Source organism: Enterovibrio gelatinilyticus (assembly GCF_028683095.1).
GTDB lineage: Bacteria > Pseudomonadota > Gammaproteobacteria > Enterobacterales > Vibrionaceae > Enterovibrio > Enterovibrio gelatinilyticus.
The window spans coordinates 40,023-53,096 of record NZ_JAJUBC010000017.1 but is presented as its reverse complement, the minus strand read 5'-3'; the positions used below and the strand labels follow the sequence as shown (position 1 = coordinate 53,096).

General features: G+C 47.5%; 12 protein-coding genes. 6 read left to right on the top strand and 6 right to left on the bottom strand.

Going from position 1 to position 13,074, the window contains the following annotated elements:
- Positions 1 to 168 precede the first annotated feature (168 nt).
- From LRP50_RS15145 to LRP50_RS15130, 4 genes are all read left to right on the top strand, one after another.
- Entirely contained in the window at positions 169 to 1,347 is a 1,179-nt protein-coding gene (locus LRP50_RS15145; protein ID WP_274165297.1) for a MerR family transcriptional regulator, read from the top strand.
- A 20-nt stretch (positions 1,348 to 1,367) separates the two neighbouring features.
- Positions 1,368 to 1,907 carry a GNAT family N-acetyltransferase gene (locus tag LRP50_RS15140; RefSeq protein WP_274165296.1) on the top strand — a complete coding sequence of 180 codons (540 nt, stop codon included), beginning with the start codon at positions 1,368 to 1,370 and terminating at the stop codon, positions 1,905 to 1,907.
- Between the two features lie 9 nt (positions 1,908 to 1,916).
- On the top strand, positions 1,917 to 2,954 hold the full coding sequence (rsgA, locus tag LRP50_RS15135; RefSeq protein ID WP_274165295.1) for a ribosome small subunit-dependent GTPase A: 1,038 nt from the start codon (positions 1,917 to 1,919) through the stop codon (positions 2,952 to 2,954).
- 196 nt (positions 2,955 to 3,150) lie between these two features.
- Positions 3,151 to 5,199, top strand: a complete 2,049-nt coding sequence (locus LRP50_RS15130; protein WP_274165294.1) for a prolyl oligopeptidase family serine peptidase — start codon at positions 3,151 to 3,153, stop codon at positions 5,197 to 5,199.
- Between the two features lie 158 nt (positions 5,200 to 5,357).
- Here LRP50_RS15130 and LRP50_RS15125 read toward each other — a convergent pair whose 3' ends face one another.
- Positions 5,358 to 5,543 carry a Flp family type IVb pilin gene (locus LRP50_RS15125; protein ID WP_274165293.1) on the bottom strand — a complete coding sequence of 62 codons (186 nt, stop codon included), beginning with the start codon at positions 5,541 to 5,543 and terminating at the stop codon, positions 5,358 to 5,360.
- A gap of 420 nt (positions 5,544 to 5,963) precedes the next feature.
- Entirely contained in the window at positions 5,964 to 6,422 is a 459-nt protein-coding gene (locus LRP50_RS15120) for a PqiC family protein (RefSeq protein ID WP_274165352.1), read from the bottom strand.
- Between the two features lie 251 nt (positions 6,423 to 6,673).
- Here LRP50_RS15120 and LRP50_RS15115 point away from each other — a divergent pair, with 251 nt between their 5' ends.
- Together LRP50_RS15115 and LRP50_RS15110 are read left to right on the top strand one after the other, a co-directional pair.
- Positions 6,674 to 7,567, top strand: a complete 894-nt coding sequence (locus LRP50_RS15115; RefSeq protein ID WP_274165292.1) for a hypothetical protein — start codon at positions 6,674 to 6,676, stop codon at positions 7,565 to 7,567.
- Positions 7,568 to 7,634: 67 nt separating this feature from the next.
- A complete protein-coding gene (locus LRP50_RS15110) occupies positions 7,635 to 8,507 on the top strand; it encodes an SMP-30/gluconolactonase/LRE family protein (RefSeq protein WP_274165291.1) in 873 nt (290 codons plus the stop codon).
- 71 nt (positions 8,508 to 8,578) lie between these two features.
- Here LRP50_RS15110 and LRP50_RS15105 read toward each other — a convergent pair whose 3' ends face one another.
- The 4 genes from LRP50_RS15105 to LRP50_RS15090 form a co-directional block, all read right to left on the bottom strand.
- On the bottom strand, positions 8,579 to 8,980 hold the full coding sequence (locus tag LRP50_RS15105) for an NUDIX hydrolase (protein WP_274165290.1): 402 nt from the start codon (positions 8,978 to 8,980) through the stop codon (positions 8,579 to 8,581).
- A gap of 211 nt (positions 8,981 to 9,191) precedes the next feature.
- Entirely contained in the window at positions 9,192 to 11,012 is a 1,821-nt protein-coding gene (locus LRP50_RS15100) for a reverse transcriptase family protein (RefSeq protein ID WP_274165289.1), read from the bottom strand.
- The gene (locus LRP50_RS15095; RefSeq protein ID WP_274165288.1) at positions 11,005 to 11,433 is read right to left on the bottom strand and encodes a hypothetical protein; all 429 of its coding nucleotides are present in this window, start codon (positions 11,431 to 11,433) and stop codon (positions 11,005 to 11,007) included. The genes LRP50_RS15100 and LRP50_RS15095 overlap by 8 nt, the downstream gene beginning before the upstream one ends.
- Positions 11,430 to 13,073: an SWIM zinc finger family protein gene (locus tag LRP50_RS15090; protein ID WP_274165287.1), complete on the bottom strand. Its 1,644-nt coding sequence runs from the start codon at positions 13,071 to 13,073 to the stop codon at positions 11,430 to 11,432. Before LRP50_RS15090 ends, LRP50_RS15095 begins: the two co-directional genes overlap by 4 nt.
- Position 13,074 lies beyond the last annotated feature (1 nt).

Below are 13,074 nucleotides of genomic sequence, written 5' to 3'. Positions count from 1 at the left end.
TGCGATCGTGGAGATATGGCGAGCGACAATGAGCTGATTCCTGCATTCTGAATTTAACTATTGAAGCCGATGATTTTGAGTGATGGATAACATTAAAACAGGTTGACCTGTCTACTACTTCATAGTTCATAATCTGTCCCAATTGAGAAAGCATAGGCTTGTTTCACCATGTATCTGATTTCAGAGTTGGCTTCAAAAGCGGGTATATCACGCACTACCTTGCTCTACTATGAAAAGCTCGGCCTGATCAGTGGTCAGAGGCTAAGCAATGGATATCGCCGCTACAGTGAACGCGACTTGCAAAGGTTACTCCTCCTTCAACAACTTCAAAGTGCAGGGTTAACGTTAAAAGAGTGTCAAAGCTGCCTCGATGTGAAGTTGGATAAACAGGTTCTGGTTGAGCGATTGCATCAGCTAGAAGAAGAAATTCAGAAGAAAACACAAGCACGTGAATTGTTGCTCGGGTTACTCGGTGAGCGCTCGCAACGAAATTTGCATGAATCGCTTATCCAGAGTGCCCCGCTCGAGCACTTAAACTGGCTGAACACGCAAGGGTACAGCGAAAAAGAAGCGCTTCGATTGAAATGGCTATCAAAAGACATGAATGACCACGATGCTTACATGCAAGATTTTATGGATATATTTGCACCGCTAGAGCGGTGGGGACCGGGTAGTCAGGAAGACACACTGAAAGCGGCTTCATTTCTGCCAAACAGTGCAACGCATATTTTGGAGATCGGCAGCGGAAAGGGGACATCGACCTTATTGCTTGCAGAGCATTGCGATGCCCATATTACTGCCGTAGATAATGAACCTACTGCGATTGAGCAACTTAAACAGAAATTGGCGGAGACACAGTTCGGCGAGCAAGTTTCACCTGTTTGTGCATCGATGACGTCATTGCCGTTTGCAGCAAACAGTTTTGATGCGATTTGGGCGGAAGGCTGCGTCTACATCATGGGAATGGAAAACGCGCTGACACAATGGAAATCATGCCTAAAAAACGGTGGGATGATTATGGTGAGTGATCTGGTTTGGCTCACCGATTCGCCGGATGAAAAGACCAAACAGTTTTGGCAATCCGAATACCCTGACATGCAAACCATCGCGACACGACTGAAACAGTTTGATGCATTGGGCTATGACCTTGTGGAGCAATTCTCGTTAGGGATCGAAGCTTGGCAAAACTACTGGCTGCCACTTCAACGTCGTATCAACGAATTGGCACCAACCATGGTCGCGTCTCAAGCGCTTATCGATATCGATAATGAGATTGCGACCTATGAGAGAAGTGCTGCCAAAGCGTTTACCTATCAATATTTTGCACTCAAGTTAAGAGCTTCTTAGCTAGGGCATGGAAAGGCAATATGAATTACTTACTCGCTTTACCTGAACAAACCGAAGAAATCATCACACTCTTTAAAAATACGTTCAGTGATGCTGAAGGCAAAGAGGAAGGAGGAGTGATCGCAACGCTCGTTTCTGATTTCCTATCCGTGCCGTCAATAGAAGACGACCTGCATGTGTTTGTGGCGATGGATAACGCGCGTATTGTTGGCAGCATTATCTTGTCGCGTATGCATTTCCCCAACGGCGAAAATGTCTTTTTACTATCTCCAGTGGCGGTCGCTACCGACTACCACGGCCAAGGGATTGGTCAGACATTGATTAATGTGGGCTTGGAAACACTTAAAGCAAAGGGTGTCGCTGTTGTTGTGACGTATGGTGATATTAATTTCTATTCGAAAGTCGGCTTTGCACCGATCAATGAAAGCCTGATCCAAGCCCCGCTAACACTGTCGTATCCTGAGGGCTGGATTGCTCAGCCATTGCAAAGTGATGTTATTAAGCCTATGAATGGCAAGCCTCGTTGTTCCTCGGCGCTCAACAATCCGAATTATTGGTAAGAAGGTTTTATGCAAACGCCAACATTAGTTGATTTAGGTATGCGTCCTTTCTTTCAGCAACAACTGACGCTGGAAGAGCTTGAACACTGCTCGCTTGGGCGTGTTATTGAACACCATAAAACAGAAGTGGTTGTATTGGCTGGCAACGACGCATTGCGGCTATCGCTCAACCCGAACATCGACGGAATTTGTGTGGGGGATTGGGTTGTATTCAACGGAGATCGCCTACTTCGCGTTCTCGAAAGGCAATCCCTATTTCAGCGCAAAGCAGTAGGAAGCGCTCGCGCTCGCCAGTTCATTGCAGCCAATATCGATACCGTATTTATCGTTAGCTCTCTTAACGACGACTTTAGCCTCAATCGAATTGAACGATACTTAGCACTTGCTAAGGAAACGAATGTTGAGCCAGTGATCGTGTTAACGAAAGCAGATCTATGTGCTGACGCAGATGATCATCGTCAACAAGTACAAAGTCTAGATTCACTGCTGAGTGTCTATTGTGTCAATGCGCTTGCGCCTGATGAACTCGACCTATTGAAAAGCTACTGTCGACGAGGAAGAACCGTTGCCTTTATGGGGTCATCGGGCGTTGGGAAATCCACATTGGTAAATGGCCTACTTGGCAGCGAGCAGATGGATACAGGGGAAATTCGCGAACAAGACAGTAAAGGGCGACACACCACGACTTATCGCGCCATTAAATGGCTTCCTGAAGGCGGTTTGTTGATGGATACCCCTGGAATGCGCGAGCTTCAACTCAGTGATGCAAAGGAAGGCATTAAACTGACGTTTGCGGATATTGAGTCTCTCGCAAGCCACTGCCGGTTTCAAGATTGTCAGCATCAAAATGAACCGGGCTGTGCAGTGTTAGACGCGCTGGAAAAGGGTGAAATCTCAGCCAGAAGGTTAGATAACTTCCACAAGTTATTGCGAGAAGATGCGCACAACAGTGCCACGTTGGCACAAAAACGCGCCAAAGATCGCGCATTCAGCAAGATGGTTAACACCGTTCAAGAACAAGCCCGATCGGGAAAGAAATTCAAGTAAATTACCTCTCTTTTTCAAACGTTGTTGAGATGCGACAAAGGGGGAGGTTCGTCATTCTAGCCGCAGGCTGATGGTCTGCGGAAACGATGTGCTGCGTTGGTTATCAACAATTTGTCACGTTTTTTATTGGACAAACCTGCGCAGTATTCAGGTGCTTTGGATATGATGAAGCCATAAGCACAGCAAGGAGTAAGCGATGTTTCATTATCCGAAAACGCGCCAAGACGACACGATCGATACCTATTTCTCAGTCGACGTTGCCGATCCCTATCGATGGCTAGAAGATGATTTAAGTGAAGAAACCGCAGCTTGGGTAGATGCTCAAAACGAGGTGACGTTTGGCTATCTACGCACCATACCGTCTCGCGATGCTATCCGTGCACGACTGGAAACGGCCAATAACTACGTCAAAGAGTCCGCCCCATTTACTCGCGGCGAATTCACGTATTTCTACCGCAATGACGGTTTGCAAGATCAAGCGGTGGTGTTTCGTACCCAAGGCTCGGCAGAAGATGCCACTGTTTTTCTCGATCCGAATACTTGGAGTGAGGAAGGCACGACCTCGCTAGATCAGCTTCGTTTTTCGGGTGACGATAAGAAAATTGCCTATTCCACCTCAGAGGGTGGAAGTGATTGGCGCACGATATACGTGATGGATGCGACTTCAGGCGAGCTATTGACTGACAAAATCGAAAACGTGAAGTTTTCGGGGATTGAGTGGCGAGGCAGCGAAGGCTTCTACTATTCGACTTACGATAAGCCTGAAGGCAGTGAATTATCGGCGCGCACTGAACATCACAAACTCTACTTTCACGCGCTGGGCACTGCTCAATCGGATGATGAACTGGTATTCGGAGGAGAAGGGGACCCGCAATACCGTTACGTGGGTGGTTACACCACCGAAGATGATCGCTTCCTCGTGATCAGTGGAGCGAATGCGACGTCTGGCAACATGCTGTACGTGAAGGATTTGCAAGACACCCCTTCGGTTTTGGTTTGCTTGACCGACGACGACAGTGCTGACAGTGATGTGATTGAACACCACAATGGCTCACTTCTGATCTACACCAACTTAAATGCTCCCATGGGACGTGTTGTAAAGGTTGCTGCAAGCTCGCCACAACAGAGCAACTGGCAAGATCTGATCGCTGAAACGAATGACGAACTGAGCATTGAAACAGGCGCGGGTTACCTGTTTGTTAGCTATTTAGTGGATGTGCAAACACAGGTAAAACAATACCAGTTAGATGGCACATTTGTGCGTGATATTGCCTTGCCAGGTGTTGGTAGTGCGTCCGGCTTTAGTGGGCGCGAAAAAGATAAAACGCTGTATTACACCTTCACGAACTACACCACCGCCAGTGATACTTACCGTTTTGATCCAAAGACGGGAGAAGCCGAGTTATATCGTCGCAGCGCCTGCGTGATAGACAGCACTCAACTTGAATCTAAGCAGGTATTTTATACCTCGAAAGACGGTACAAAAGTCCCGATGACGATCTGTTATCGCAAGGGGATCACGCTGGATGGTAGCCTTCCCACCATTTTATATGGCTATGGCGGCTTCAATATCAGTTTAGAGCCCGCATTCAACCCCAATGTTGCTTCGTGGATAGAAATGGGCGGCATTTATGCCGTAGCGAATTTGCGTGGTGGCGGTGAATATGGAAAAGCATGGCACGATGCGGGGACGCAGCAGCAAAAGCAAAATGTGTTCGATGATTTCATTGCGGCTGCGGAATACCTGATTGCCGAAAACTATACGTCATCTCAAAAACTGGCTATTCGCGGTGGTTCAAACGGTGGCTTGCTGGTGGGTGCATGTATGACTCAACGCCCGGAACTATTCCGCGTCGCATTGCCTGCGGTTGGTGTGCTAGATATGCTGCGTTACCACACGTTCACTTCAGGTGAAGGTTGGGCGTATGACTTCGGCACATCGGCGCAAAGTGAAGCCATGTTCAATTATTTGCTGGGCTATTCGCCAGTACACAATGTGAAAGCAGGCGTCAGCTATCCTTCCACGTTAGTGACAACTGCCGATCATGATGATCGCGTTGTTCCTGCGCATTCCTATAAATTCATTGCCGAGCTTCAAGCGAAACACAGTGGTGAAAACCCAGTGATGATTCGCATTGATGTTAATGCAGGTCATGGCGCAGGTATGCCGACGCACAAGGTGATGGATTTAACCGCGGACGTGTATGCGTTTTGCTTCGATCAGATGGGCGTGATGCCGCGTTAAAACAGCGAAGGCGGCACTGTCGCCTGACATACAAAATATACATAAAAACGCACCGTTGATGGTGCGTTTTTTAGTGTGTAGGGGCTGATATGCTGAAGATGGTTGCTGACGGCAACCTATGCTAGCGCCAACTTACTGCGAACACTGACCAATGCCAATCAAGTTTTCGCCTGATCAATGTTTTCTTGAATAGTAGTGAAGCCGCCTTTTAGTGCGTCAGGCAGCGGATTGCCATCAGTAAACGCTGTTAAGACAATGATAGACATCGCAACACCAATGATGGCGTATTCGATGGCAGTTACACCCTCCTCGCTATGAAGGAATCGTCTAAAAGTAATTAACATTTGAAGGTGACTCTCGTTTAAGTGTCTGGTTTTCAGCGTATATCATTGTTAATGAATCGATCCAGTGCTGTATTTAGTCAGTGAGACGCTATTGAGTGATGAAGTACGAGTGAAGTGTGATTCATAAATGAGAGAGAGTGTTGGCTGTGAGAAATGTTGAGGCTGGGTGAAATTGTGATACAAAATACTCGCGCTATATCACGTGAGGCAATATGCATTGTGTTGTTATATCAATGTCTTAATGGAATCATTCAGTGTTGAAGCAATCGTTAGATTTTTGATGTTCATCACTCAATCAATCTGAAGTGTGAGTCGTGCAGATACTCTAAAATAATGCGTAGTTCCCATGTGGAAAATACACTTTATTGACACATTGTAGTGTGGGTGAATTAGCTACAGCGATTAAACCAGAAAACGAGTTTATTGCCGGCTTAATAGATAACGTGCAATATCATCACTGACTTCTGTCCAAGCGACTTGCAGCGCTTGCGTTAACCCTGCATACCCATCTTGCTTTAAGGGCACAGACTTATTAAAGGTGTTCTTTATTACCAATTGTTGATCAGCATTGTAAAGCGACCAACTGCCGACCACTTCTGCATCGCCGTTCAACCCACCATTAAATCTTTCAACAAAAATACGCACGGCATAGCTGGCTTTTTCAGCGGATTCAGTTTGCGGAATATCACCGTCTTTTTCTATCAGAATTAACCAACCTGATAGCTGCTGCGACAACAAATTCGCAGTGGCCGACTCCAGCATATCAGAGGGTAGTATTGCCCATTGGTGCCACGTAGCCGCACGAGCACGATAGTTATCTAAGCGTTGCACCATGCCAGGCTCGTTAAGGCCAGCGTACATATCCACTTCTTTGATAATAAGCTGAGGTTTAGAATCTGGAGATAATCCTATTTAACGGCGACAAAGTATCTTCATCTACCAAGAGTGCCTATAAGGGCGTATTGCATTGACTTGATGAAAACGTCAGACATCACTTTTCTTTTTGATTCTAAGAAAATAGCCAAAGCGAAATATACGGAATGCGTATGATCACCTCGCATAAAAATAACGATAAGACTTAGAAACTAAACCAGTAGTGTGACTGGCATTTGGGGATACAAAGGATGACCGTGAAAAATACTTGGAAAGAGGCCACGCTGACACGTGGCGATTTATCGTTGATTTTGGTGCCCGGCATCGGCGGGCGTTTGATGGACGTGGTGTATAAAGGCCACTCGCTATTATTTACCAACCCAGACTTGGTAGGATTAACAGCAAATCCATCGACTGGTGCGTTAGACATCTTTCCTACGCGTGCTAAACACGTGCCTTTCCCTTTGTGGGGCGGCGAAAAAACGTGGCTTGCACCGGAACGTTACTGGCAGGATCAAGGACCAATACCTGCCCTGGATTCGGCGGAATATCAGGTTGAAATGTTAGGCTCACATTCTGTAAAAATGACGAGCCCTAAAAGCCCCGATGGATTGGTGATTACCAGAACGGTGTCATTGTCTGAAGACATTGAGGGGCAGTTTGAAATACATCATCAAATTACCAATGAAAGTGTGGAAACCGTAAACGTTGGATGCTGGTCAGTGATGATGTTGAAGCGTAATGCCACCATTGCTTTTGCGCTAGATGATGCGACAGAAGTAAAAACGGACTTCGGTGAACCCGCCAACAATCTGCAAACAGTCGGAAAGCATGGGCTGGTGCGTTGCGATGACGACAACGAGTTTAAAGTCGGTGTGCACCCTGATTCGCCCGTTTCCTTCGCATATTGCCCCATTGAACACACCTCGAAAGGCGTGTTGCTCACTTCCTCTGTCGAAACGCTATTTGAAGCGACAGAGTATGCGCATGAGCATGCCTTTGAAGTGTACAACTCTTCCGCATACCCCTATTGCGAACTGGAATGGCATGGGAGAATGGGATCGTTAGCACCACAAGATTCCGCAACCTTGGTGACAACGTTCCATGTCACGGAATCTGACCAAGAGACATTTATGCATCTGCTGTTGTAGCGTTGCTCTGATAATAAAAGCTAAGATAGCCAACGGTTTAGTTGATAACAAGAACAATGGACGTTGTATGAAAGTGGCAGAGCTACTCCTTGATTGCAATAACGATCATGGTGAAGGTGTTTTTTGGGATCACCGCGATGGAAAGGTCCGTTGGACAGATATGTTTGCCAGCAAAATTTGGTCATATGATCCCAAGACCCAACTGCACCAAGTGCAAGACATGCCAAGCCCTGTGTGCTGTTTTGCACCTCGAGCTCAAGGTGGCTTCGTGGTGGCGTTTAACGATCGCATTTCGCTGTTTGACCTCCAACATGGCGAGCTCGAATGTCTTCATTGGTTTGAGCCTAGTAACCCCCACTCACGCTTAAATGATGGCAAGGTGGATCGTGAAGGAAACTTTGTCGTGGGAGGTATGAATGAGGGGACGTTTGAGGCTGATTCGAGTGTGATTCATCTCTCTAAGAACCATAAGGTCACAACCTTAATAGAGAATGTAGCTTGTGCCAATGGTATTTGTTTTCACCCCGATGATAATCGCATGTACTTCGCCGATACGCCAAATGGCGAGATTATTGAGTATCAATATGATGCCAAGAAAGCCATTGCCACAACGACACGAACCCTGATGCGATTCGATGCCGAGCCGGGGTTACCCGATGGGTCCTGCGTTGATAGTGATGGCGGTGTTTGGAATGCAGAATGGGACGGCGGGCGCGTGGTACGTATCAGCCCAGAAGGTGTGATTGATAGGGTTATTGAAATTCCCGTAGATAAACCCACGTGCTGTGCGTTTGGTGGAGAGCATTTGGACACTTTGTATATTACGACGTCTAAAGGGGGAGCGCCGCAAGATGCAGTTGCGTCTGAGCATGGGATAGGCGGCCTGTTTTCAGTGAAACCCGGCTTTCAAGGGGTGATTGATCAGCTCTATGGTGGCTAGTACGCAATGGTTGTTGATTGGCAAGTAAAGACAAAAAACGCGCCATGCGGGCGCGTTTTTATAGCAAGCAATTATTGGGTGATATGGCCTTGTTGAATCAACCACTCAAGAGCAACCCATGCTGCTTTCGAGGTAATGGCTTCGTCAGCCGTTCCCAAATACGCCATTTCTTCGATTTCAGCATCGGCTTCTAGTTCCCCTGTGTAATCGGCGAAGTAGCAGGTCAGCTGCACAGATACACCTTCCGCTTTGCCATCCGCAGGGCCAGTGAAAGTCTCAACATACTTGAGGCTTTCAGCCACCAAATCAACAGACAGTTCTTCTTTGATTTCGCGCATCAACGCTTGTTCATCGGTTTCGCCTGCTTCGCGCTTACCGCCCGGGAGGTAGAACAGTGTTTTGCCTTTTGAGCGTACGGCCAGTAGTTTGCCGTCTTTGATCGTAAGCCAAGCCAATTTATCAATCAGTTTCATTGTCGTTTTCTTTTGTTATTGATCGTTGTGATTGAGTGAGATTATGCCACGGAGTGCCGACGGTTGTCAGAATGAGAATAAGGACCGTGTATTTATCAATCTCTGAGCGCCAAATGGGTAAGTAAACTCGAGAAACCAAGCTTGAGAAACTAAGCCCTGAGCGCTTAAGGCACTTATTCAGGGCTGGGGTTCTTGAAAAGAGTGAAAAAAATTACATGAAGAAGTAATACATCCAAAAGAACAGTGAAGCTGCCAACGCAATTTTGGCCGTTGTAGAGGCGCGGGACAATGCCACGATCAAAATGATTGGCGAGAAGATGATGGCGAAAATCCAAAATCCGATGCCATGCTTTTTCTCGCCGGGCTCTAGAGAGTCATCGTTATCAGTGTGCTGTGTGCGCTTATCAACATTGCCATCGTATTGCTGTCGAGCTTCTTCTATTGCCTCTCGTTTTTTGTTTTGTATTTGTTGGGGCGTGAGTTCCAGTGTTGGCGCTGATTTATCTATAGGTTGCCACCAATCCTCTCTTGGGGTTTCACCTTTCGCCGCTTTGATGCGGAACAGCTTCTTGTTGAGTGCGCTCACTTTGCCTGTCGGCACGGGAATATCATGCTGACGTTTTATGTGGATCACGGATTTTTGAAGTGGGATCCCTTTCTCTGGGTTCACCATGGCAACAAAGTTTGCATACCCCGCCAAGCTTTGAAAAAGTTCACCGTGTCCCCAATGCTTGTTTTCAGGGCCATCAAGCTCTACTTGTTTTAATACTGCACGAAAACGCTTCAAGGTTTTTCTTTCCACGGACAGCCCATCGTTAACGACAACGCCTGTCACTTCCTGTTTCTGATGGCGGCGCATCACGCGTGTTTTATCTGGATGAATAACAAACCCTTCGCTGGATACGATTTGTTTGCAGCGCCATAGGAGTGCTTGTACTTGGCTGTCATCATCATTGGAAAAGGTGAGATCATCGGCGTAGCGGGTATACGTAAATCCAAGCTTTTCGGCCATGCCTTTTAGGCGAGCATCAAGACGTCGGCATAGCACATTCGTTATCGCAGGGCTGCAAGGTGAACCCTGTGGCAATGTGCGTTCCCCCACAGCGACGTGCCATGTTTTCCCATCCATGTCTAACGCTTCTGTTGCCGGCTTTGTGGTGAGTAAGGCAAACGTTGTGGCCAGTTCTTCACTGTAGCCAAGTTGCTTGAACATGCCTTTTACGCGCTTGTAACTGACCGAAGGGAAAAAGTCCTTCATGTCTAAATTAATCACGACACGTTTCTTAATGTGTGGTTCGGCATTCGAAACAATGCTTCTGCCAGACACAAAGCCATGTGCGGCATCGTGAACTGCCAACTTGTTCAACACATTGTCGAGCAACCAATATTGTGCGCGTTTCATGCGTGGCATCGGCGCTGAAATGGTGCGAATGCCGCCCGACTTTTTCGTGATGGCAAAATCTTGATAGTGGGAGATTGTTGACACGTCTTTTTGATAGCAAAGAAACCGCAGTTCGCTGGTGGAAACCCCCATTGCATCAGCCACGGCACCTGCATGGGCAAAAACAGGCAGTTTTTGGGCCGTAAGCCTGTCTTCCTGTGAGGTTTTATCTTCCAATCCCGCTGAAACGTTCTCACCCAGGTAGGTGAATGTCTCACCTTGTTTTATGTACCAAGAGAATGCTCTCTTATAGCGCGCCGTGTTTCGGTCTCGTTTTGTTTGCTCGCGTTTTTCCAACGCCGCTTTTTTGCGTTCGTCATGGAGCGCTTTTAACGCTTTTTCTGGATCGGAATAGAGTGCATTTTCCTTACTGAGTTCGCGAAGTCTGGCTTGTAGCGACGATCGTTTCTCAATAAAAGCTTCAGCTAACGTCGGCTTTTCGGCGTTTTTCTGCCAGAAACCCAAGCGAGTCATTTCACTGAGAATGTAATTGTTTTTGCCCACATGTCTTACGCGGTCGTAGAGTTCTTGGCGCGTCAGCTTTGGTGATGGATCTTGAATAGGGGAATCGTTTTGTTGTTCATTAGACATGGCAAATACCCTCCTTGGCTAAGGAGACATCGGGAGAAAACAGAAAAGTGCGGAGCGCAGAAAGAGGGTTTGGTAGCGCGACAACTTCCTTCGAAGAGTTCTTAGTACTGAGGGAATCAACTCGATGCCGTACGTTACCTATATCGCTCATTGACTTCTTTGAAGTCATACCGCAATAGCGATATAGGTGACAGTACGGCCCAGTTAAGATTGCCTCAGTGACGCGTGGGTAGTCTTTGTACCAGAATGGTGATCCACCATTCGCGATGCAAGGTTCTAACGTCGCGCTACCAAATGGGGTGTGGTTTGAATCTGTTGTATTCAGACCACGAAAATCTGAGTCGCCAGCATGCAAGGCTGATCGTTTTGATTCAAGAGTGTTGCAGTAAAAGAGTGATGCAAATCTCGCAATAAAATTCATGAAAGGCGCTCCTCTGACACCGTGAGTCTCAGTGCGAGCATATGTTCGCAAGGGCCTTGGCGGAGTTTGTTTTGATGCCAGAAATGACACTGGCACTCGCCTTTCACCAACCGTTGGTCATTATCGATACTCAACGCCACATGGTATTCGTGGGCATTGTCCATCACGGTACCGACGAGTTGTTGCCCCTGTTGATCGGACTCAGCCTTATCAATGGTGACGAGCTTCGCAGCCACAAAATTCGCGGCTTTCTTTTCGCGTTCATTGTTAAAACGAATTTCATCCAAATCGACTGGTGCGTTGTAGAGCGCGCGCAGCCGATACACGTCATTGGTCATGTCATACAACACAAGCCCCAGTTGGCTATATTGCGCGAGGGCGGATTTCACGGTGCTGATATCAAGTTGAAGGCGAGTAGCCAGGCTTTGCGCACTTTCTTGATGTGTTTTCTCAAGGGCTTGATACACGCGCTGGCTGGTGAGTTGATCCACGGTTTCACGGGGCGCAAGCAAATCAAAATTTCCTGCTTGAGACCAATCGTTCGCACTCCAACCCGACAGCCCGAGCGTAAACGTGAGCGGGCCCATGTTGGCGACATAGAAAGACGGCAATCCATCGCCCATCAGGTGGACATCGAAGTGATCTGCAATGGGTAATAAGCGTTCCAGAATAAGCAATCGGCGGCGTCCCCATACACGGACAGTGCGCGCTGTGTTGCCTTGGTAAATGGAACGGTCAAAGCGAATTACATCGCCCCACGGTTCCATCACCACTTGAACAGGCTGCCCCGGGTTGAGCTCGAAACGCATGGATCGAGGGCCGACGCGTTCTTTTTTGCGTTTAAGTTGCAGGCACAGGTTGTGAATGTCCATCGGTTGAAGCCGCAATGTGGTCATTGGTAGCGTCATTGCCGAACTGACTTGCAAGAAACCTCGCACCCAGCTTTCGGGTAAGTCGATCTTTTTCTCGTCGTACTCTGCACCGCCAGAGGTTTGGATATTGAACCCGTCAGGGGCGATTTTTAGCAGTGTGGTGCGGTAATCGCGGATTTTTTGAAACTCATTATACAGTTTGGTGGAGTAATCGATGTTAGTAGTGCCATAAGCTTGCTCAGAAACATTGGCGAACACATCGTATTGGCAACTCAATTTGCCGTAGCTGGACTCATCTTCAGAAAAGCATTCAAAAAAGACCTGATCGGGATGAATAGTGATCACCGGATCGAGCACGTACCAAGCGTCCATGTCGTTCTTATAGAGGTAATCAAAGTAGGTGTTTTGTGCCTTGTAGTAAGGCGCAAGTACCTCGCCAGCTTGGCGGTTCATATCAGCGAGTTCCGAACTGACTGCGTCAAGTTCTGCTTTCACTTTCCCCGATTGGCTAACGAATTCTGCCAGCAACCGTTCTTCTTCACCCGCCAACCAACGTTGGTATTCCTCGCGGTTTTTCGGCTTAAAGCGCATGTCTGAAATGACCACATCATGCAAGCTGGACATGGCTTCTCGAAAACGTCGTTTGTCTTTTAGCTCCCCAACAAAAAAGGTCGGTGGGCGCGATAAATCCGGTGAAAACGACATGTCCGTTTGTTGGCTGTTGGAACCGACGCGTGAGGCATTGGCGTATCGATAAGTCACTTCCATG

Bases quoted from the DNA above. Each gene is read 5' to 3' on its own strand.
- LRP50_RS15145 (WP_274165297.1), top strand. From the start codon at position 169: ATGTATCTGATTTCAGAGTTGGCTTCAAAAGCGGGTATATCACGCACT.
- LRP50_RS15140 (WP_274165296.1), top strand. From the start codon at position 1,368: ATGAATTACTTACTCGCTTTACCTGAACAAACCGAAGAAATCATCACA.
- rsgA (WP_274165295.1), top strand. From the start codon at position 1,917: ATGCAAACGCCAACATTAGTTGATTTAGGTATGCGTCCTTTCTTTCAG.
- LRP50_RS15130 (WP_274165294.1), top strand. From the start codon at position 3,151: ATGTTTCATTATCCGAAAACGCGCCAAGACGACACGATCGATACCTAT.
- LRP50_RS15125 (WP_274165293.1), bottom strand. From the start codon at position 5,543: ATGTTAATTACTTTTAGACGATTCCTTCATAGCGAGGAGGGTGTAACT.
- LRP50_RS15110 (WP_274165291.1), top strand. From the start codon at position 7,635: ATGAAAGTGGCAGAGCTACTCCTTGATTGCAATAACGATCATGGTGAA.
- LRP50_RS15105 (WP_274165290.1), bottom strand. From the start codon at position 8,980: ATGAAACTGATTGATAAATTGGCTTGGCTTACGATCAAAGACGGCAAA.
- LRP50_RS15100 (WP_274165289.1), bottom strand. From the start codon at position 11,012: ATGTCTAATGAACAACAAAACGATTCCCCTATTCAAGATCCATCACCA.
- LRP50_RS15095 (WP_274165288.1), bottom strand. From the start codon at position 11,433: ATGAATTTTATTGCGAGATTTGCATCACTCTTTTACTGCAACACTCTT.
- LRP50_RS15090 (WP_274165287.1), bottom strand. From the start codon at position 13,073: ATGGAAGTGACTTATCGATACGCCAATGCCTCACGCGTCGGTTCCAAC.